Origin of the sequence: Apilactobacillus waqarii, from assembly GCF_019061205.1 — a bacterium.
In the GTDB taxonomy this organism is placed as follows: Bacteria; Bacillota; Bacilli; order Lactobacillales; family Lactobacillaceae; genus Apilactobacillus; species Apilactobacillus waqarii.
In genome coordinates this window covers 1-19,771 of the sequence record NZ_JAHQYH010000004.1, presented here as the reverse complement: position 1 = coordinate 19,771, position 19,771 = coordinate 1, and the positions used below count along the sequence as shown (strand labels likewise).

The following is a 19,771-nucleotide window of genomic DNA, read 5'->3' as shown; positions in this document are numbered from 1 at the left end:
ACATTGATAAAGTACAATTTACCACTTATTTAAGCTAGTTTAAAGAAAAATCTGAAAAACATTCCTTTAAATGTTAAATTATAGGTTAGTAACATCAATATTATTACCAGGACGGTGTACAAAAATTGATACGAACAATTTTCAAAAATATTATCTCAGATATGGTCTTAAAGATTGTAGTTGTAATCTTTTTAATCCTATTAATATTTAAACCAATGAACATTAAAGACATTGATTTAGACACCATCATGATCTTGTTTAACCTAATGTTAATCATCTCGCTAGTTAAACGAGCAAAGATTTTAGCTTACATAAGTAACTCGATTATAAACCATGTCCAAACAACACGCCAAATAACTGCTTATATTACAATCACATCATTTGTATTGTCGATGTTTGTGACCAATGACGTTTCCATCATTACGCTAGTGCCACTATATATATTGATTGCTAAACAGTTAAAACTATCGATAGTTTATCCGACCGTATTAATTACGATTGCAGCTAATTTAGGGAGTGCTTTTACACCAATTGGGAATCCACAAAACGTGTTCTTAGTTGAGTTTTACCATGTCTCTATTCAATCGTTTCTTGCCAACTCATTAATATTGTTGGTAATGGGGATGATTTCAATGGCAGTATTGATCTTCTTCAGTGAAAATAAGCCGCTACAAGAAACACCAACAAAAGACGTCAGGATTAATAAAGTCCATCTATTAATGATTGCCGGATTATTTGTGTTAGTATTGCTAGCACAGTTCGCGTTGTTTTCAATTTGGATTGATACATTAATTACATTAGTAGTAGTTGAATTATTTTCGCCAAAGAGTATTGCCGATGTTGATTACTCACTACTATTGTCGTTTGTGTTCTTTTTCTTGATTGTGGGGATGTTAAGCCGCATTGACCTGGTGGTTTCATTGATTCATCAATTCACTCAAGACGGCATTCATACCTATTTAACATCAATTCTAACCAGTCAGTTCATCAGTAATGTTCCTTCAGCAGTGTTATTGTCCAAATTTTCCGCTGATTTTACGTCCATCTATTATGGAGTGTCGATTGGTGGACTTGGGACTTTGGTTGCCTCATTGGCCAATTTATTGGCATACAAACAGGTATCGCTAAATGCATCACATGCGAGTGGAAAATTCTTGAAGGACTTTACTTTAATCAACTTAATATTATTGTTAGTGTTGTCATTGTTAAAGATTATCTTAATTTGATGTCAGAAAATTTCATTTTGTGGAAATTGTGTCATAATTAAAATAAGGAATTATTTTGTAAAGGAATGATTTTAATGTACACAGATTTAAATGGAAAGGTAGCAGTAGTTACTGGTGCCTCAAAGGGAATTGGAAAGGCCATTGCGCTTCGTTTGGCACAAGAACACATGAAGTTAGTGTTCAACTATCATTCAGATCAAAATGGGGCACAAGAAGCCGTTGACCAAATTCGTGAAAACGGGGGAGACGCAGTTGCCGTTCAAGCTGACGTTTCAAAAGAAGAAGATGTCAACAAGTTAGTTAAGACAGCTGTTGAAGAATTTGGTGATATGGATTTATTCATTAACAATGCTGGAATGGAAAAGGAAACTCCAACTCACAAGTTAGCGCTTGAAGATTGGAAACGAGTAATTGATGTTAACCTAACTGGTACTTTCTTAGGAACTAAGGCCGCATTGAATTACTTCTTAGATCACAAACGTGAAGGAAACATTATCAACATGTCTTCAGTTCACCAATTGATTTCATGGCCACACTTTGCAGACTATGCTGCATCTAAGGGTGGTAGCAAACTATTCACTGAAACAGTTGCTAAGGAATATGCTGAACAAGGCATTCGTGTAAACGGAATTGCTCCTGGTGCAATTAACACACCAATCAATGCTAAGAAGTTCGCAGATCCTGAACTATACGCACAGACTGCTGAATTAGTTCCAATGAATCGTATTGGTAAACCAGAAGAAGTGGCTGCTGCTGCTGCATGGTTAGCTTCTACAGAATCATCATACGTAACTGGTGAAACCATTTATGTTGATGGTGGTATGAAACTATACCCAGAATTTAAAGATGGTCGTGGATAAAATTCCACAAAAAAAGATGGTATCGAGTAGATACCATCTTTTTTATTTTATAATGCTTTGCTACCGAAATCACGAGGTTGAATAAATACTTCGATGATTGGGTATAGCATTAGGATTCCTAAGAAGATAAATCCATATTCGTATGCGGTATTAACACTGACAAAACTGGATAGTGCTGATACAACAACGGTGATTAATGAAACTCCCAAACCTTGTGCCATGGTTTGTAATACAGAACTTAATGTATTGGCTGAGTTTCTTTCATCCATTGGAATTTCAGAGAATGTAACTGCGTTGTAGCAAGTAAGTGCTAGTGAACGACCACAACCTGAAATGAATGCTAAACCGGCAATAATGAAACCGATTGTAGTGGGTTGAATCCATGCCAATGCAGCGGTACTGATACCGACAGTAAATAATGCTATTAATAATGAAGCTTTATACTTAATATGTCTGATAATTACGTTGGTAAATGGCTTGATACCAATGTTTCCGATGAAAACGAAAATGACATAGTATCCAGCAACCAATGCTGACCAGTGGAAAACTGTTTGTAAGTACACTGTTAATAGGTAAGGAAGGGCACCAACAGATAGCCATAGGAAGGTTCCACCGGTTTGATAGATTCTAAATGAGCTAACCTTTAAGGCTTTGATATCAAATAGTGGGTTATCCACATGTGATAAATGATGGCCGACCACTAAGATCATTAGTAAACCGATTAGGACCAAGATACCAGCTGTAGGCCAGTATTCTCTACCATAAGTGGCGATTTCAGCTCCGATTAGGATGAAACCAGATGAGATGGCGATTTCGATAAAACCTAGGAAATCAAACTTAGTGCGGCTCTTTTGAGTATCTTTTTCAACTAATTTAATACCGATAATAATTGCTAATAAACCGATTGGAACGTTGATTAAGAAAATCCATTGCCAAGTAAGATACTTAACGAAGAACCCACCAATGATAGGTGCAATTGCAGGAGCGATTAGTGCAGGCCATACTAGGTAGTTAGCCATTCTAAGTAATTGGTTTGATGGTGTTTTTTCCAACATGATTAAACGAGCGGTTGGAGTCATTAGTGATCCGGCGAAACCTTGGATGAAACGACTCACTAATAGAAATGAGAAGGTCGGTGCAACAGCATCTCCTAATGAACTTAAGACGAATAGTAAGGTTGCTAATAACCAGGCGTTCTTCTTACCAATTCGTTTAGCAATCCATCCACTTAATGGGATGAAGATTGCCATGGTAATAAAGTAGATACTTACCGTTAATGAAAGTGAAGAAGTTGGCACATTGAGACTTCTTCCGATGTACGGTAAGGCGGTTGTTACGATTGTCGCATCTAGAAATTGCATGAATAGACTTGAAGCCATCAATAATGCGACTTTGATATAATTGCTGATAATTAATCAGTTCCTTTCCTATATTTATACTAAAAAAGTATATCATAAATTTTTTTTAAGATTAATGTTATGGTTTGACTGATGAAAGTGATACTGGAATAATAAATTATATTGGCGTGCGAAATAAAAGGGGGCAATTTAATTGATTAAAATTCATCAACTAACTGATTCAACATGGGTTGAAATGGTCGATGCCAACACCAAGGAAGTTGTTGAAACCATCGATGACTACAAATTACCAAATATCTTAAAAGGGTATATGCTAGATGCCCATGAACATTCACGTTTCGAATATGATCCGGTCAAAAAGTATTCTGTTATGATTATGCGCGCACTGATCAGTGGACAGGATGAAAACGTACAAACTTCACCGGTTGTCATTGCATTTACCAATGAATTAATTATCACTAAGAGTGATTCAAGATACCGTATCAAACAAGAAACTAGATGTAACAAGTTCGATATGGTGTTTAATATGCTACAAAGAATCAACAAGCCATACATGAACAAGCTAGATCAAATCAACGAATCTGTTGAAAATCTACAAAACAAGCGTAGTAAGAATAGTGTTAACAACCGTCATCTAAACGAAATTGCGATTCTAAAGAACGACTTGGTATACCTAAAGACAGCTACCGCTGCCAATATCATGTCAATCAATCAGCTACAAAAGTCTAGTGATAACTTCGAAATTCCAATTTCATTTAACCAACGTCAAGATCAACACATTGATGACGTCGCTGTTGAATATGAAGAAAGTAAGTACATGTTCGATGTGCTAGACGAAATTGTCAGTCAAATTGAAGATACATACAGTAACATCATTAATAACAACCTAAACGATGTTATGAAAGTGTTGACTGTTTGGTCATTAATTCTAGCAATTCCACCAATTATTAGTGGATTCTATGGTATGAACGTTAACGTCTTACCATTCGCTAACAGTAGTTGGTCATGGTTCTTCACACTAGTTATCACCGTAGTTATTATCTACTGGATGATTTACTACTTAAAGAAACATCACGACTTATAGAGTAACGAGCTAATTATGCATTTCATAGTTAGCTTTTTATTTGGTCGAGTCTAAAAAATGACTGGAAATATTAAGAAAAAGTAAAAATGGTAATTTTTTATGTAAGCGCTTTACTATGTATTAGGATAAATGTATAATGAAAAATGTTAAACGGTGGAGTAATCACTTTCGATTTACTTCATTAAAATGAAAATAGATATTATAATTATAATCAGAGTATAAAAAGGAAGTGTTAGGATGGATATCTTAATCGGAATATTACCCGCTATTCTATGGGGGGTAGGACCACTAATCGCTACCAAGTTTGGTGGTAAACCTGTTGAACAAGTGTTAGGAACTGGATATGGTCAATTAGCAATTGGTATTATTATCTACCTATTTACTAGACCTGCTATTTCATTCCAAGAATTCCTATGGCCATTCTTAGGTGGGGTTGCATGGGCCGTTGCTCAATACATGCAATTCAGCTCATTCACTAAGATGAATGTTTCTACTGCAATGCCTATCTCAACTGGTCTTCAATTAATTGAAATTCCACTATGTGGGGTTATCTTCTTCGGTGAATGGGGTTCTCCATTAGCCAAGTTAATTGGTTTCTTAAGTATCGCACTATTAATTCTAGGAACTACTTGTACCAGTTACGTGGACAAGGGTGTTGTTAGAAAGAAGCTTGATTACAAGGCTGGTATGCCTCTACTAATCATCGGATCATTCGGATACACTGCATGTTCAGTATTCCCAAGAATTACTAATGCTTCGGGATTAGTTGGATTACTACCACAAACATTCGGTATGTTCTTGGGTGCTGTTATCGTTACATTCGTATTGAACGGCAAAGAAGCATTTGGTTACCTAAAATCAAAGGTTACATTTAAGAGTGGAATCATTGGTTTACTAGGTGGACTAGGTACTCTAGCATACTTAACTTCATTGAAGTTAAACGGTGTTGCTAACGCATTCCCATTAACTCAAATGAACGTTGTTGTTTCAACTTTAGGTGGTCTAATTATCCTAAAGGAAAACAAAAACAGAAAAGAAATTATCTTCACAGTTATCGGTTTACTAATGATTGTGATTGCCGCAATCCTAATCGGTCACTTAGAATAATAAAACATACAAGAAAAAGACCTGCCAGTTAGTGGCAGGTCTTTTTTATTGGATTTAAATTGAATGAACGATCATTAAGATACCGCTCACTAGGAAGAAAATTCCAACCAAGAAAGCAACTGATAGAGCAGATGCTACTGGAGAAATTAGTAATAAAATACCAACGATTACACCAAGGATAGCAAAGATTACATCCATAATGTAGTAACCGTGGCTGACGTTTTTAACGTATTTGGCAAGTGATAATGCAGTTAATGAGTCCAGGATGAACATGATTGCAAAGAAGATTGCAATGTATAGCATTCCGAATGCTCCGTTGAATAGCATTAAAACACCGATTAAAATATCTAAAATACTGTTAAAAATAATCCAACCCTTTGAGTCGAAGATATCAGTCATGTGGGTAAGTTTGAAAATACCTCTAATGATTGAGAATACCGCAACGATAAGTACGACAGTACTAAATGCTACATCAGGTCTAGATACTGAAATAACTCCAGCAATTACACCTAAGATACCGACAATAAATGAGAATGGATCGAATTCATTGATTCTATTCATGAATTTCACCTCTTTTAATTGGCTTATCTTAATTATAATTCAAAGTAATACGACGAAATCATTATGACGCGTAATTTAAAGAATTTTTAACGTTTGTGGTGAAAAGCTAAAATATTTTAAACATTCATGAATTATCGGTATAATTGTGATTATTAAAAACGATTGAAGGGAAAAACATGGGTAGAGTAATTACAGTTTTAGAACGTCACAAAAATCTCATCAAGGTTAAATTTAGAGGTGAGTTTGGTTACTTCTTTCCAGACACTAACTTGGTTAATCAATCAGGCAAAGTTGAAACGTTTATTGATGCTGAAAGAGCATTATCGGATTACTTAGCCAAAGAAGATGATCAACTAATCATGGTGCCACGTGGCTTTGACGTCGATGATTTATTATTCGTTGTCCAAGCAATCTCAAAAGAAGAGATTCAATTGGGTAATGAGGGTGATTTAGGCATCTTTGAGATTAATCCTGATGGCAAAATAAAAAGACAGGCAGAATAATCTGCCTGTCTTTTTAATTACTAGAATTTAGCGCTACCTGGTTCACGTGGGAATGGGATAACATCTCTGATGTTTTCCATACCAGTAACATACATAACTAGACGTTCGAAACCAATACCGAAACCGGAATGCTTGATTTCACCGTACTTACGTAGGTCTTCGTACCAGTCGTATTCTTCTGGGTTTAAGTCAAATTCTTTAATCTTGTCGTTTAAGACGTCGTAACGTTCTTCACGTTCACTACCACCAACAATTTCACCAATACCTGGTACTAAACAGTCAGCAGCGGCAACAGTCTTACCATCGTCGTTATCACGCATGTAGAATGCCTTGATATCTCTTGGGTAATCAGTTAAGAAAGTAGGGCGTTTGTATACATCTTCACACAAGTATCTTTCATGTTCTGATTGTAAATCAATTCCCCATTCAACTGGAACCTTGAATTCTACATCTGCTTCTTGAAGTAATTTAACGGCGTCAGTGTAAGTAACACGAGCGAAGTCTTCGCTAGCAGTCTTTTGTAGTTTTTCAATTAGGCCTGGTTTAACGTTTTCGTCCAAGAATTCTAGTTCATCCTTAGCATGATCTAAAACATAGTTGATAACGTATTTTAGTAAACCTTCAGCGACATCCATCATACCAGGTAGGCGAGTGTATGCCATATCTGGTTCAATCATCCAGAATTCTGAAGCATGACGAGGAGTGTGTGAGTTTTCAGCTCTGAAAGTAGGACCGAAAGTGTACACATTCTTGAATGCCATAGTGAATGCTTCTTCTGGAAGTTGACCACTAACAGTTAGGTTAGTTTCAGTCTTGAAGAAGTCCTTTGAGTTGTCTACGTGACCTTGGTCATCCTTTGGAAGGTTGTCCATGTCCATAGTTGTAACTCTGAACATTTCACCGGCACCTTCAGTATCACTACTTGTGATGATTGGGGTGTTAACGTAAACAAAGTCATTGTGTTGTAGGTATTCGTGAACTGCAAATGCAGCTAGTGAACGAATTCTAAATACTGAGTAGAAAGTATTAGTACGTGGACGCAAGTGAGCGATAGTACGTAGGAATTCGTAAGAAGTCTTCTTCTTTTGTAGAGGGTAGTCAGAGTCTGAACGACCAACTAGTTCTACTTTTTCTCCGTGCACTTCAAAAGGTTGAGGAGCATCTGGAGTCTTCACAAAGGCACCTTCAACAGTGATTGTTGAAGCGATTGGAAGCTTGCTGATTTGTTCAAAGTTTTCGTTACTCTTTTTAACGATAATTTGAGCACTCTTGAAGCAAGAACCATCGTTTAATTCGATAAAACTGATGTTTTTTGAACCACGAATGGTCTTAATTGAACCTTCAAGAGAAACTGTTGTGTTATCTTCTAGATCTTTAGTGTATAGATCCTTAACACTTAGTTGTGTCATGTGATTCACGCCTTTCCGTAAACTATAAATAGCGGTAAATAAAAAACTTCCGTCCGAAATTAGGACGAAAGTTCCGCGGTACCACCTAAAGTGCCTATAAATAGGCCACTCAATCAAATAACGCTTTGATGTGCGTTCGTTTCTACTAAAGATTCAAAACGAAAACAAATAGGTGTTATTCATTGATGAAAGTATTATTAAGCTCTCACTATCCTTAACTCGCTGATAAGATTCATTAACTACTCATCCGTATTTATAGTTCTATCATATTAACTATTTTCACATTTAAATATTACCACTATTTTGACATTAATTACAATATAAAAGTAGGTCAAAGACAAAAAAGCGTATTGATTGCATTAGATATGTACATATTGGATAATGGTTTCATTAAATAACTTATTTTATGTAAGGAGAACGCAAAATGCCAAAGATGAATATTGACGTAATCAAGGGGCACGACCGCGATTACTTAAAGCAACTAATGGATATTTCCTACAATGTCATGCTAGACTGTTTCGGTGCTCCAGATGGAGATAGATACCAAATTCTAACTCAACATGAAGATTTTGAAATGAACATCTTAGATACCGGACTAGGCTTTGATCGTACGAACGACGTTGTCGTATTTAGTCTTACTACCAGACCAAGAACTAAGGAACAAAAGTTGAAATTCTACCATGACTTGGCTGAACAACTAGAGGACAAGCTAGGCATCAAGAAGACCGACTTAATGATTAACCTAACTACCAATACCGATGAGGACTGGAGCTTCGGAAACGGAGTCGCTCAATTTATTGATGGTCCACTAAAATAAAAAAGTGCGGTTATTGAGCCGCACTTTTTATGTAGAGTTAGTTTGTAAGTTAAGATAATAAGCTGAATTGAAAAGGTGTATCAAGTTATCAGCTTCAAGTCGATAATAGCACGATGTGAGGATATCGTTAAATAAAAGTTTAGTAACAAAGTATAAGATATATTAGGCGTAATATTAAACGAAATGAACTTAATTTAATCACTGGGTTAAAAGTAGCTAATATATTTTTTTAGAAACTAGTAAATACACTGATTAGACATGTTGTCTATCTTAAATAAAAATAAAAGAGTGAGGTTTATATATATGAAAGTGGTTAATATTGCCAGCGTAAAAAAATCTAATTCCTTGGTTGATGCACCCATGCCAGAACTAAAAGATGGGGATGTTTTAGTTAAAATCCATGCAGTCGGCGTTAATCACGTTGATTTGTTATGGGCGGATCAAAAGGTTAAACCTGACGATACGGTCTTAGGTTTGGAAATGGCTGGGGAAGTCGTTGACGGAAATAATACAAAGTATAATGAAGGAAGCCGCGTAATGGGATTGATTGATGATGGTGGATATGCCGAATACATCGCTGTTCCGGCAGAACGATTAATGCCAATTCCAGCTAACGTTGATTACAAGAAAGCTGCCACGATTCCAGAGAGTTTTCTAACCGCTTATCAAACTCTATTTACGATTGGAAAGCTACAAGATAATCAAACAGTATTAATTCATGCCGGAGCTAGTGGAGTGGGTACCGCAGCGATTCAATTGGTTAAACAACTTACTAAGGCAACCGTTATCACAACCTCTAGTACCAAAAAGACCGATATTTGTTTAGACTATGGTGCTGATTACGCAATTGACTATCGCAATACTGACTATGCTGAAGAGGTAAAAAGAATTACTAATGGTCATGGTGCTGACTTAATATTAGACTTCATTGGTGCCAGTTACTATCAACAAAACATTCAATCAGTAGCACTGGATGGCCAAATTATCTTAATTGGTAACCTTGGTGGAAGCGAGATTAAAGACGTTAATATCATGGATATTATTGGTAAGAGAATCTCGATTACCGGAACATTATTATCAACAAGAAGTAATGAGTACAAGGCCAAACTAATCAGTGATTTCAGTAATGATGTTTATGACCTGTTAGCCGATAATAAGATCAGATTACATGTCAGCAACGAGTTTGATTTATCCCAGTCAGAACAAGCTTTATCATGCATGCGTGAGAAACAAAACACCGGTAAAATTATCTTAAATGTTAAGTAAAAAGGGCGCCAATTTGGCGTCCTTTTGTTGTTTTTAAAAATGTCAAGATTAAAAATTTTACAATTTGTAACCAAATATTTAATAATTTGTAAAGAAATTGGGAAAAATTGTAACTTGTGTATAGCATTCTTGCAATATTTAGATTGTACAATAGAGATAATCATAATTGTTAAAGGATGAGAGTATGTATAAACTAAAGTATTTATTGATGAGTTTTGGGGTCGCGTTAATCGGGGTACTATGTATTTCATTTACTTCAGTAAAGAGTAATGCCGTATCTAACAACGTTTACGATTTATCTGAATGGCAAGGTAACTTCACCGATAATCAAGTGAAGACATTGAAGAACGAAGTTCCTTTCGTAATTCTTCGTGTTCAATTCGGTAGTGCCTACCATGATAAGACCTTTGCCCACAACGTTGCTTTAATGAAGAAGTATGGTGTTCCATACGGAGTATATTCATTCAGTCAATATACCAGTCCTTCAGATGCAGCTAGCGAAGCAAAGACATTATACAGTCGTGCTCCAGAAGCTAGATTCTATGTTAACGATTATGAACAACAAACTGTAAAATCAGGTGGAACTAATGCCGCTACCAAAGCATGGGTTGATGCCTTGAGACCACTAGTTGGTAATAGAAAGATTCTTTTCTACTCATACCAAAGCTTCATGGTTTCTCATGCCGCCGATGCCGTTAGTTCATATGATGGTTACTGGTTAGCAGCTTACCAAACAAATGAACCACAAAGAGAACATGTTTTATGGCAATACACAGATCACTTTTATTCTCCAGCATTGAACCAATATGTCGATGCGAGTGTATTAACACAAAAGAGTAGCTCTTGGTTTATTGATGCTACAAATAACAGCAACAATAACAAGCCAAGTAAGCCAAAGTCCAATGTGACATACACAAAGGAAAACAAGACATTGACTGTGAAGACAGCCGTTAAGTATAACTTCTACAACCATGTTCCTGGAAACAACTACTTTAGTGAACTTCACAGAACTCACTATGGTCGTACATTCCATGGTAAGAATGTAACGGTAGATTTAAAGGCAACCGTAAATGATCGTACTTATTACCGTGCATACGAAAATGGTAAGTTATTAGGTTGGATCAATCAAAATGGATTAGGTCCACACATTAGTTATTCCAAAGTTAACATGCACAAAAAAGTTAAACTAAATAGTAATTACAGATTCTATAACCATGTAACTCAAAGTCATTTTGCTGATTTCAAGGCAATGGGAACAGCAAGTGAATACGCAGGTAAGACCGTCCACATTACTGGTCGTGCAATTAAAGATGGTTGGAAGACTTATTACTACAAATGTTATTACGAAGGTAAGTTCATTGGTTGGATTTACCAACGTGGAATTTAATAAATAAAAAGACATCGTTTGAATACGATGTCTTTTTTGTGCTAAATATGCAAAAAAATTTAGGAAAATTTAAAACTTTTTCATTAGAAAAATGTATAAAAAATAATGGTAATCATTATAAAAACGTTCATAACGTATCATTTATTGTATTTGTTGTATAAAAATATACAAAACCCTTAAATAAAATTTAAGTATCTTACATCTTTCTTAATCTTATAAAACACTATATAATCTCTAATTGTTAACTTAAGAAAAAATTAAGAAATGAAAAGAGTGGCTTAAATGAAAGTACCCCTGAAAGCATTAAAAACAATAATGATGATTGGAATTGTTTCATCAGGTCTAATGATGGCAAATACACAACACGCTAAAGCTGAGGATAATGCATCTGATGCACAAGTTAGTTTGAAAAAAGATACCAGCTTATATGACACACAAAAAATTAAAAAGATTAAAACTAAATCCGCTAAAAAATACTTCGGAAAAGAATCACTATACGAAAAGAAAACTGCTAAGGTTAAAAAGACTACATATAAATTAATTCAAAGCAAGAGTGGTAAAAAATCGGGTTGGATGAAATCATCAGATCTTTATGTTGTGAAAAGAAAGGTGACTACCAAGTCTACATACCAACTATCACCACGTATCAATGATTCTTCTGACTTAGATAGTCGCCAACTCACTCAACTATCTGATAGTCAAATCAAATCTAGAATTAGAGATAAGTTTGTTAACTTCGTCCAAGGACAAAGAAAAAAGACTGACAACGGTTCATGGATTTTAAGTCGTGGATTAGACAAGGTGGCGCAGGAACGTGCCAACTATGTTGATCCAACCATGGGGGAAGCTTCACATTACACTACCAGAGACGGCAAACGTCATCGTCAAGAAGCTGCTATCTTAGATGGTCAAAGAATGAAGATTGTTAAGAATCAAAACGACATATACGAATCAAATGGCTATGCCACACTAGATAAGAACTACTACCATATCTCAGATTACGTTAAGTACTTTAACGAAATGATTACCGATGATGGTGCTTCTGGTGATAGCCACAAGACCCAACTACTAGGTAATGAGGCAGATGGATTAAGATACTATGGAATTGGGCTAAGAGTGATTAGAACCAGCATTACCGTTCAAGTAAACATCGTTATTCTATCAGCTGATACTAAATACAAATAAATAAAAAAGGAAGTCCATGAGGACTTCCTTTTTTTATTTGCGTTTGATAACACGAACACGAATAACTTCGTTGATTGATTTTAAATCATTTAATAATTGTTCAGTTGGTTCGTCGCAAAAATCAACCATTGTGTATGCCATTTCACCTTTAGCACCATTACTCATTTGGTTGATGTTAAAGTTGTTGTCGGCAGCCTTGGTGGCGATTTGACCAACCATGTTAGGGATGTTCTTATGAATTAAGGTGATACGGAAAGGTGAGTGCATTGAAACGTTCATGTTAGGAAGGTTTAATGATTGTGATAGGTTACCAGTTTCTAGGTAACGTTGGATAATCTTAGCACCTCTGACGGCACCGTTTCCTTCGGCTTCGACAGTTGATCCACCGATGTGGGGGGTGATGACAACGTCTTTGCGGTTCATTAAGACGTCATCACCGAAATCGGTAATGTATGAAGCAACTTTTCCTTCATCTAAAGCATCAACGACTGCTTGGTTATTGACGATGCCTAGACGGGCATAGTTTAGAATACTTACACCAGGTTTCATTTGTTTGATAGCTTCTTCATCAATTAAATTGGTAGTTTCATCGTTCTTAGGAACATGAACAGTGACGATATCGGCATCCTTAATTGCATCTTCTAGGGTGTTTGCACGAGTGATATCACTTTCGATGCGCCATGCAGCGTCTGATGATAGGTAGGGGTCGTATCCGACAACATCCATGCCTAGGTCGTTTGCGGCGTTGGCCACCAGTGAACCGACATGGCCTAAACCAATCACGGCTAATGTTTTATCTCTGATTTCGGTTCCTTTGAAACGAGGATCGATTTTCTTCATCTTTGAGATGTCAGCGTGTAAGTTGTTGGCTGAGAAGTTCGCAACGGGGAAGAGGTGACGAACAGAAGCGATGATCATGGATAAGACGACTTCCTTAACGGCGTTGGCGTTACTTCCGGGAGTGTTGAAGGCGGCGATGCCTAGTTCGGATAATCGATCGATTGGTAGGTTATTAAAACCAGCACCGGCTCTGACAATTACCTTTAAGTTTTCAGGGAAGTCAGCGTCTAACATGTTGGCTGATCGAATTAGGTATGCGTCTGGATTGTCGCTTTGGTTAATCTGGTATTTGTCACTGAATTTATCTAAACCATCCTGTGAAATGGCATTAAAAGTTTTAACGTTATACATAATTATTACCCCCGAGTTTGTTCGAATTTAGTTAGGACATCAATTAGTTTTTCAACACCTTCGACTGGCATTGCGTTGTATAGACTGGCACGAAGTCCACCGATGCTTCTGTGACCCTTTAGACTGATTAGGTCGTGGTCGGCCGCGAAGTCGACGAATTGTGTGTCTAAGTTATCGTTATTAGTTGTAAAAACGATGTTGGTATATGAGCGTTCATCTTTTTTGACGTTGTTATGGAATAAGCTTGATTGATCAAGATAGTCGTATAGCATATTGCTCTTTTGTTGGTCTTGTTTTTCCATTGCAGGAATACCACCGTTATCCAATAACCATTGAGTGGTTAGTTTGGCAGCATAAATCGGGAAGACTGGTGGGGTGTTGAACATTGAGTTCTTCTTGGCATATGCTTCGTAGTTTAGAATGGTTGGGATATGTTTGGCTGGGTCGATTAGGTCGTCTCTTACGATAACGATTGTTAGGCCAGCTGGAGCCAAGTTCTTTTGCGCACCCGCAAAGATAAGACCAAAGTCGTTCACATCATATGATTCAGCCATGAAGTTGGAAGACATATCACCGACTAATGGGATGTCTTTGACATTTGGTAAATGATTGGGATGGTATGTAGAACCTTCAATCGTGTTGTTGATGGTTACATGCAAGTAATCATAAAGGGTTTCGTCAAAGTTATCGCTTGGATATGGAAGCTGCCCATCATCTTTGATGACATCGATTCCATAACCCAGTTGTTCTGCTTCTTGATAGGCCTTCTTGTTCCAATGACCACTATCTAGAAAGGCAATCTTTTCTCTGTGGTTAGCTAAGTTCAACGGAACAGCGGCAAACTGACCGGTTCCACCACCTTGGCAGAAAAGAATATGGTAGTTATCAGGGACGTGCATTAGGTCCTTGATGTTTTGCTTAGCGTCATTTAATACATTTTCAAACAGGGTGCTGCGGTGTGAAATCTCCAAAATACTCATGCCACTATCTTCAAATGATGGCATCTCACGTTGAATCTGATCAATAACTGGTTTCGGCATTACGGCTGGACCAGCTGAAAAATTATATACAGTCACAATTCTCACTCCCAAAAATAGATTAAGCGAAATAAAAAAGCCCCACAGAGACAGTTCTGTGAGGCCACTAGTTCAAGTGTATTGTCTTATCGACCCCACAAAATGTTAACCATCTATGCAGGGCATAAGTTTCGTATAAATAGGCCTACATAAATGGATGTGTAGACCAGGAAGAGACAATTAAATTATTAATATTTGCATTTTTTAACATTTTTAATTACCTCCTCCTTTAATTTAACCAAATTCTAACACAGATATAATAATTTGCAAACAAAAATGTTATAATAAATCAAAATATACGTGTTTCATTGAAAGGAGAGTTTTATTTTGACTGAGTTTTATTTTGTTCGCCACGGTAAAACATTCGCCAATCAACAGGGGTTAAAGCAGGGGACAATTAACTCTGAAATCACCTACTTATCCGATTTAGGGAAACAACAAGCACAGCATTTACATGATCATTTTGACATTAGTTTTGCTGATAAAATCTATGTAAGTCCACTTCAAAGAACTAAAGATACTGCCGATTATTTAAACGCAGGAGTGGGCCTACCAATCGAAAAAGACGAACGATTGTTGGAAATATCATATGGCAAATGGGATGGTCAATCCAATGCCGAATTGATGAAGACATATCCGGAAGTGTTTGATGAAGAACTAAAGGATGTATTACCTAGTTATGCACCGCTAGCCGATGGTGAAACCTTTGAACACGTCGAACAACGAGTCGGTGAATTCATGGAAGAAGTTGCTGCAAAGTATCCAGATGGCAAGTTCATCTTGGTATCACATGGTTTCACTGTAAAGTCAGCCATGTTGGTGGCATTGAAACAACAAGATGATCCAATGTCTGTGATTGAACCGGACAACACTTCCGTGACAAAGATTAGATTGAAGAATAACCAATACTACTTGGATTACTTTAATCGCTTGTATTAAAAAAAGAGCCATACTGGCTCTTTTTTAGTCGAACATCATTATCTGAATTGCTAGAACAATTGTTGATAGTGATATGATAAGTGTTTCTTTAAACGGAAAGTGACTACCTAGACCGATTATGAATATTTCAATCAATAAGATGATAAACGATGCTGATAATAGTTTCTTCTTACTGGCAGAAATGAAGGTAAAGATAACCTGGAACAAGTTGATAAAGGTGATTAATACACCCAATAGAATAGTCTCTTGATTAGTATTGTCACCAATAATTAATGGTAATGCTATGTATGTAAATATGAATAGGTTGATAAATGATCCGATGAGTTGAAACCCACCTGTAACAACGTCTCTACGAATCGTTTTTCCCTTCCTTCTATCAATATCAGTTATCATAAAATTCTTGATAATGTTATCATTCAAATATTAAAAATAAGAAAGAATTTAACTATGAAAAATGCAGATTTATTACTAATCGAACCAAAGAAAGATGAATTTTCTAACTTAATTGCTAATATAAAAAAGAAGCCGTAATGGCTTCTTTTTTATAGTTGTGGAAATTCTTGCATATCGAATAGGTTGTGTTCACGAATAGTAGTGTAATCTTCATTCATCCATGCTCGGTCCATATGAGCAGCTTTGATTGCAGGAAAGTCTCTTAATAACTCTTCGTTTAATTCATCAACGTCATCGCCGTCATAGAAGAAAAAATCAATCATCCAATCATAGATGCAGCTGGGGATGATGTCATAGATTTCAAATGCAGCTTCTTTGTATTCTTTATCGTTGATTTCTTCATACTCACCATCAGCGACTTTTTTGTAAACCGTCTGTAAGTCGTCAGTGTTTAATTCTTTTTTTGAATCCTTGATATCGTAAGCGTAGTAAAACTCGAAATCTTCTTCTAAATCATTTATTAGGGTATCAGTAAGATCACCGTTGTAGAAGACAAGGTAAGAAAGATATTCTTTGTAGGAACTTGGTTTGATTTCTTCATCGTTTGGCATGGCAAGCAATCTCCTTTATTGGGTAAAATAATTATTACACAAAAGATTTAATAATCGACTAGATTAGTCTTGATGTTGCAAAAACTCATTTAGATATTCTTGTGATAGTTGATATACCTTGGATGAACTGTATTTTTCGTGTGGTTCACTCCAGATACATAGGGCGGAATCAATCTTTTGATTTCCCTTATAAATATCGGATGTATTGTTGTCGTCCCAGACGCGTTCGTTCCATTTATCCAGCAATTCCTTCCAATGAAAACGAGATGGTGCCGTGTACATTTTGGGGAAATTAATTACATATAGATAGTAGAAATTACAGTTAATGACTTTAAAACCATGATGGACTAATTGAGGAAGAGTGGCTCTCAATCTGATTAGTTCTTTCCTGTCATCAGGATCACTTTGTTGGCCGTTTTGGCTCCAGTAGAAGACGGTAATGTTTTTGTGATATCTATTGATGGTGCGTTTATGAAAACTATCATTCCAGGCGGTTAGCTTATAACCTTTTTGGTTCACAAATGAATCGATTGAGTTGATGTATTTAACGAAGTTATTTTCTTCAGTCTTGTTATCCAAAGAGATTTCATCAGCGCCCATGCCAATATGATTACCCTTAGGCAATAGTGGTAGGTATTCGGATAGTATTTTCTTAGAAAGCGTTAGAGTGCCTTTCTTGGACAGTTTAAACTCATTATAGCCGTCTCGATATACCAATTGTTTCTTTAAACGACGACCTGATTTGGTATAACTAAGCAGTTTTAAAATCCCTTTGTCGTGGCCAGGAAGGTCGATTTCTGGAATCAACTCGATGTGTCTTTGTTGGGCATAATTAATCAGACTCTTTAGTTGAGCTTTACTTAGGAATGCCTTGTGAGTCTTTCGATTGAAATAGATACCATTTTTGACCTTGGCTTTTTTGGTGGTTTGACCCAGATAGCTGTTCTCAACACCAAATCGTTCATTGTCTGTCAGATGTAGCAGCATGAATTCGGCATGATTTTTGGACAGGGTATCAATGTATTTACGGATTAATCTAGGCGAGTAAAACGATCGCGCACAATCCAATGTCATACCTTTGTTACCCTGAATACTATTGGCTGATGATGTAATCCCAAACGAGAAAGCACTTGATAGTACAACAACAGCGGTTAAACAAGCAGTGATGATTTTCTTCACATTATCGCTTCCTTATACTTATATGAGAATAAGTATATCATAATTGGGCGGAAATGGAGATTTGTATAAAAGATGACTGCTAGTTACTAGCAGTCATCTTTATATATGTACTGTCCCGATAGCGGGATCAAGAAATGAAACTTTCGGAATAACTTAATTGTTTGATTTTAACTTAGTATGTCATATCAATGAGGTTTAGGAAATCTGCTGTATCTCGTCCATTAGTTTTGTCGTTTTAGAAGTATGTGGTTTATATAACAAAAAAGGATTGTAATCAACGATTACAATCCTTTTTACATATTATGGAGGCGGCGGGAGTCGAACCCGCGTCCGAGCATATCGCCATTCGAATATCTACGCTCATAGGGATACTATTTGAAGTTTCACTGACCAAAGCACCGTATTCCGGGGTTAACATGATCAGCTAACCTGATTAATCTCTTTTACTTAACTTCAGGTGTGAGCAAGTAACGTAAGCCTATCAATTATAAAACCCAAGTTAGCCTCTAGGCAAAGCTAGTTGGATTGTCGTAGACTGCTTATTAGGCAGCTAAAGCGACGTTGTTTGAATTATTGTTTGCAGTTATAATTTAAAAACTGGACGGTTGAGCAGACGCCGCTGCGAACGCAATCCGAATTCGAACTATACCCGTCGAATCCATAACGCCCCCAAAAAGGTACATATCAATGTTACCATATTTATAAGGACAGTGAAACGATATTATCATATAAAACACCATTTAGGGTGCGTTTTATACCATTTTATTGTTATAATGGATTCTATACCTAAATAAATGAGGGTGAATTAATGAAAAGCAATTCAATTGCAAACGAAAATGTGCCACATTTTTACGTGCGTTTAAAGCACCGTAAGATGGAAAAGTGGTACGTCAATGAAATGCAAGCGGGGAAGCATCAACGCAAAGCATTCAATCATTCAGACGAAAAAGCAAAATTTGAAATTGATCAAATCGGTTTTTACCAAAAACATCTATGGTTTCACTTTGAAAACGAAAATGATGCCGGATGGATTCCCAACAAATTTATTCGTAAGAACTACAGAATCTTAAATCTACAGGCTAGTAAGGATAATACCGAAGCTTCTAATGAAGAAAAGGCGTTATCAGTATTGGTTCATTTCTCTAGATCAGATTTTGACGTTTACGATAAGTTAGGCAATATTACTGATAACTTATCTGATGCAACCTTTAAAAGCATCCTAGTTAACAGTGTTGGATCATACAAGGATTTGACCAAGAAGTCATACCGTCGTGTGAGAAGCCAGATTAATCGTAACCGCCCGGTGATGTTATGGGGCAGACGAGACAATCAATGTATTGTCCTATTTGGTTTTAACCACCGCGTCTTCTTCTACTTTGATCCAGAAGATGGTTTGAACAAGACGATTACAGTTAAGGAATTAACTAAGCTATGGAAACGAAGTGGATACAAGGCCATTAGTTACTAGAAAATAAAAAAGACAGCCAAATGGTGCACTGCACCCCAAAGTTTGTACAAAACTTTGGGGTGTTTTTGTGTCTAAATATAAAGTAGAAGATAAATTAAATGTAATTAACACATACCTAAACGGTATGGGATCTCAAATGGTAGCTAGAAAA

At 36.5% G+C, this 19,771-nt stretch carries 19 protein-coding genes, 1 other RNA gene and 1 other annotated feature; of the genes, 11 read left to right on the top strand and 9 right to left on the bottom strand.

Going from position 1 to position 19,771, the window contains the following annotated elements; genetic code table 11:
* Positions 1-161: 161 nt before the first annotated feature.
* Positions 162-1,226, top strand: coding sequence for an SLC13 family permease (locus KTJ72_RS03755; protein WP_283249211.1), 1,065 nt, complete (start codon positions 162-164; stop codon positions 1,224-1,226).
* Positions 1,227-1,300: 74 nt separating this feature from the next.
* Entirely contained in the window at positions 1,301-2,086 is a 786-nt protein-coding gene (locus tag KTJ72_RS03750) for a glucose-1-dehydrogenase (RefSeq protein WP_054605434.1), read from the top strand.
* Between the two features lie 47 nt (positions 2,087-2,133).
* Here KTJ72_RS03750 and KTJ72_RS03745 read toward each other — a convergent pair whose 3' ends face one another.
* Positions 2,134-3,465 carry an MFS transporter gene (locus KTJ72_RS03745; RefSeq protein ID WP_238337255.1) on the bottom strand — a complete coding sequence of 444 codons (1,332 nt, stop codon included), beginning with the start codon at positions 3,463-3,465 and terminating at the stop codon, positions 2,134-2,136.
* 172 nt (positions 3,466-3,637) lie between these two features.
* Here KTJ72_RS03745 and KTJ72_RS03740 point away from each other — a divergent pair, with 172 nt between their 5' ends.
* Both KTJ72_RS03740 and KTJ72_RS03735 read left to right on the top strand, forming a co-directional pair.
* Entirely contained in the window at positions 3,638-4,528 is an 891-nt protein-coding gene (locus KTJ72_RS03740; RefSeq protein WP_053792538.1) for a magnesium transporter CorA family protein, read from the top strand.
* 237 nt (positions 4,529-4,765) lie between these two features.
* Positions 4,766-5,635 (top strand): GRP family sugar transporter, encoded by an 870-nt coding sequence (locus KTJ72_RS03735; RefSeq protein ID WP_057197613.1) that lies wholly within the window; start codon positions 4,766-4,768, stop codon positions 5,633-5,635.
* Between the two features lie 54 nt (positions 5,636-5,689).
* Here the strand turns inward: KTJ72_RS03735 and KTJ72_RS03730 are convergent, their stop codons facing one another.
* Positions 5,690-6,196, bottom strand: coding sequence for an HdeD family acid-resistance protein (locus KTJ72_RS03730; protein ID WP_041152564.1), 507 nt, complete (start codon positions 6,194-6,196; stop codon positions 5,690-5,692).
* Between the two features lie 176 nt (positions 6,197-6,372).
* Here KTJ72_RS03730 and KTJ72_RS03725 point away from each other — a divergent pair, with 176 nt between their 5' ends.
* Entirely contained in the window at positions 6,373-6,699 is a 327-nt protein-coding gene (locus KTJ72_RS03725; RefSeq protein ID WP_217304178.1) for a hypothetical protein, read from the top strand.
* A 20-nt stretch (positions 6,700-6,719) separates the two neighbouring features.
* On the opposite strand, the gene asnS is transcribed toward KTJ72_RS03725, so the two are convergent.
* Complete coding sequence (gene asnS / locus KTJ72_RS03720; protein ID WP_041152566.1) at positions 6,720-8,108, bottom strand: asparagine--tRNA ligase; 1,389 nt, start codon at positions 8,106-8,108, stop codon at positions 6,720-6,722.
* Positions 8,109-8,165: 57 nt separating this feature from the next.
* Positions 8,166-8,374 (bottom strand) — a binding site (T-box leader).
* Between the two features lie 158 nt (positions 8,375-8,532).
* On the opposite strand from asnS, the gene KTJ72_RS03715 reads away from it, so the two are divergent.
* The 4 genes from KTJ72_RS03715 to KTJ72_RS03700 all read left to right on the top strand — a co-directional run bounded on the left by KTJ72_RS03715 (position 8,533) and on the right by KTJ72_RS03700 (position 12,763).
* Positions 8,533-8,925, top strand: coding sequence for a tautomerase family protein (locus KTJ72_RS03715; protein ID WP_217304177.1), 393 nt, complete (start codon positions 8,533-8,535; stop codon positions 8,923-8,925).
* A gap of 303 nt (positions 8,926-9,228) precedes the next feature.
* Positions 9,229-10,191, top strand: coding sequence for an NAD(P)H-quinone oxidoreductase (locus tag KTJ72_RS03710; RefSeq protein ID WP_217304176.1), 963 nt, complete (start codon positions 9,229-9,231; stop codon positions 10,189-10,191).
* A gap of 184 nt (positions 10,192-10,375) precedes the next feature.
* Positions 10,376-11,578, top strand: coding sequence for a GH25 family lysozyme (locus tag KTJ72_RS03705; protein ID WP_217304175.1), 1,203 nt, complete (start codon positions 10,376-10,378; stop codon positions 11,576-11,578).
* Positions 11,579-11,860: 282 nt separating this feature from the next.
* Positions 11,861-12,763, top strand: a complete 903-nt coding sequence (locus tag KTJ72_RS03700) for a hypothetical protein (protein ID WP_041152569.1) — start codon at positions 11,861-11,863, stop codon at positions 12,761-12,763.
* Positions 12,764-12,796: 33 nt separating this feature from the next.
* Here the strand turns inward: KTJ72_RS03700 and KTJ72_RS03695 are convergent, their stop codons facing one another.
* Positions 12,797-13,954 carry a phosphoglycerate dehydrogenase gene (locus KTJ72_RS03695; protein WP_217304174.1) on the bottom strand — a complete coding sequence of 386 codons (1,158 nt, stop codon included), beginning with the start codon at positions 13,952-13,954 and terminating at the stop codon, positions 12,797-12,799.
* A gap of 5 nt (positions 13,955-13,959) precedes the next feature.
* On the bottom strand, positions 13,960-15,030 hold the full coding sequence (gene serC, locus KTJ72_RS03690) for a 3-phosphoserine/phosphohydroxythreonine transaminase (protein ID WP_217304173.1): 1,071 nt from the start codon (positions 15,028-15,030) through the stop codon (positions 13,960-13,962).
* Between the two features lie 327 nt (positions 15,031-15,357).
* Here serC and KTJ72_RS03685 point away from each other — a divergent pair, with 327 nt between their 5' ends.
* Positions 15,358-15,969 carry a histidine phosphatase family protein gene (locus KTJ72_RS03685; RefSeq protein ID WP_217304172.1) on the top strand — a complete coding sequence of 204 codons (612 nt, stop codon included), beginning with the start codon at positions 15,358-15,360 and terminating at the stop codon, positions 15,967-15,969.
* A gap of 24 nt (positions 15,970-15,993) precedes the next feature.
* Here KTJ72_RS03685 and KTJ72_RS03680 read toward each other — a convergent pair whose 3' ends face one another.
* From KTJ72_RS03680 to ssrA, 4 genes are all read right to left on the bottom strand, one after another.
* Positions 15,994-16,362: a hypothetical protein gene (locus KTJ72_RS03680; protein ID WP_217304171.1), complete on the bottom strand. Its 369-nt coding sequence runs from the start codon at positions 16,360-16,362 to the stop codon at positions 15,994-15,996.
* Positions 16,363-16,511: 149 nt separating this feature from the next.
* Positions 16,512-16,973 (bottom strand): hypothetical protein, encoded by a 462-nt coding sequence (locus KTJ72_RS03675; RefSeq protein ID WP_217304170.1) that lies wholly within the window; start codon positions 16,971-16,973, stop codon positions 16,512-16,514.
* A 63-nt stretch (positions 16,974-17,036) separates the two neighbouring features.
* Positions 17,037-18,152 (bottom strand): family 20 glycosylhydrolase, encoded by a 1,116-nt coding sequence (locus KTJ72_RS03670; RefSeq protein WP_217304169.1) that lies wholly within the window; start codon positions 18,150-18,152, stop codon positions 17,037-17,039.
* Between the two features lie 300 nt (positions 18,153-18,452).
* Positions 18,453-18,823, bottom strand: a transfer-messenger RNA (tmRNA) gene (gene ssrA / locus KTJ72_RS03665).
* 137 nt (positions 18,824-18,960) lie between these two features.
* On the opposite strand from ssrA, the gene KTJ72_RS03660 reads away from it, so the two are divergent.
* Positions 18,961-19,620: a cysteine peptidase family C39 domain-containing protein gene (locus KTJ72_RS03660; protein ID WP_217304168.1), complete on the top strand. Its 660-nt coding sequence runs from the start codon at positions 18,961-18,963 to the stop codon at positions 19,618-19,620.
* The last annotated feature ends 151 nt before the right edge of the window (positions 19,621-19,771 follow it).

What these genes read in the sequence shown, in the direction of transcription:
- KTJ72_RS03755 (WP_283249211.1), top strand. Translation starts at nt 162, where the DNA reads ATGGTCTTAAAGATTGTAGTTGTAATCTTTTTAATCCTATTAATATTT.
- KTJ72_RS03750 (WP_054605434.1), top strand. Translation starts at nt 1,301, where the DNA reads ATGTACACAGATTTAAATGGAAAGGTAGCAGTAGTTACTGGTGCCTCA.
- KTJ72_RS03745 (WP_238337255.1), bottom strand. Translation starts at nt 3,465, where the DNA reads ATGGCTTCAAGTCTATTCATGCAATTTCTAGATGCGACAATCGTAACA.
- KTJ72_RS03735 (WP_057197613.1), top strand. Translation starts at nt 4,766, where the DNA reads ATGGATATCTTAATCGGAATATTACCCGCTATTCTATGGGGGGTAGGA.
- KTJ72_RS03730 (WP_041152564.1), bottom strand. Translation starts at nt 6,196, where the DNA reads ATGAATAGAATCAATGAATTCGATCCATTCTCATTTATTGTCGGTATC.
- KTJ72_RS03725 (WP_217304178.1), top strand. Translation starts at nt 6,373, where the DNA reads ATGGGTAGAGTAATTACAGTTTTAGAACGTCACAAAAATCTCATCAAG.
- asnS (WP_041152566.1), bottom strand. Translation starts at nt 8,108, where the DNA reads ATGACACAACTAAGTGTTAAGGATCTATACACTAAAGATCTAGAAGAT.
- KTJ72_RS03715 (WP_217304177.1), top strand. Translation starts at nt 8,533, where the DNA reads ATGCCAAAGATGAATATTGACGTAATCAAGGGGCACGACCGCGATTAC.
- KTJ72_RS03710 (WP_217304176.1), top strand. Translation starts at nt 9,229, where the DNA reads ATGAAAGTGGTTAATATTGCCAGCGTAAAAAAATCTAATTCCTTGGTT.
- KTJ72_RS03705 (WP_217304175.1), top strand. Translation starts at nt 10,376, where the DNA reads ATGTATAAACTAAAGTATTTATTGATGAGTTTTGGGGTCGCGTTAATC.
- KTJ72_RS03700 (WP_041152569.1), top strand. Translation starts at nt 11,861, where the DNA reads ATGAAAGTACCCCTGAAAGCATTAAAAACAATAATGATGATTGGAATT.
- KTJ72_RS03695 (WP_217304174.1), bottom strand. Translation starts at nt 13,954, where the DNA reads ATGTATAACGTTAAAACTTTTAATGCCATTTCACAGGATGGTTTAGAT.
- KTJ72_RS03680 (WP_217304171.1), bottom strand. Translation starts at nt 16,362, where the DNA reads ATGATAACTGATATTGATAGAAGGAAGGGAAAAACGATTCGTAGAGAC.
- KTJ72_RS03675 (WP_217304170.1), bottom strand. Translation starts at nt 16,973, where the DNA reads ATGCCAAACGATGAAGAAATCAAACCAAGTTCCTACAAAGAATATCTT.
- KTJ72_RS03660 (WP_217304168.1), top strand. Translation starts at nt 18,961, where the DNA reads ATGAAAAGCAATTCAATTGCAAACGAAAATGTGCCACATTTTTACGTG.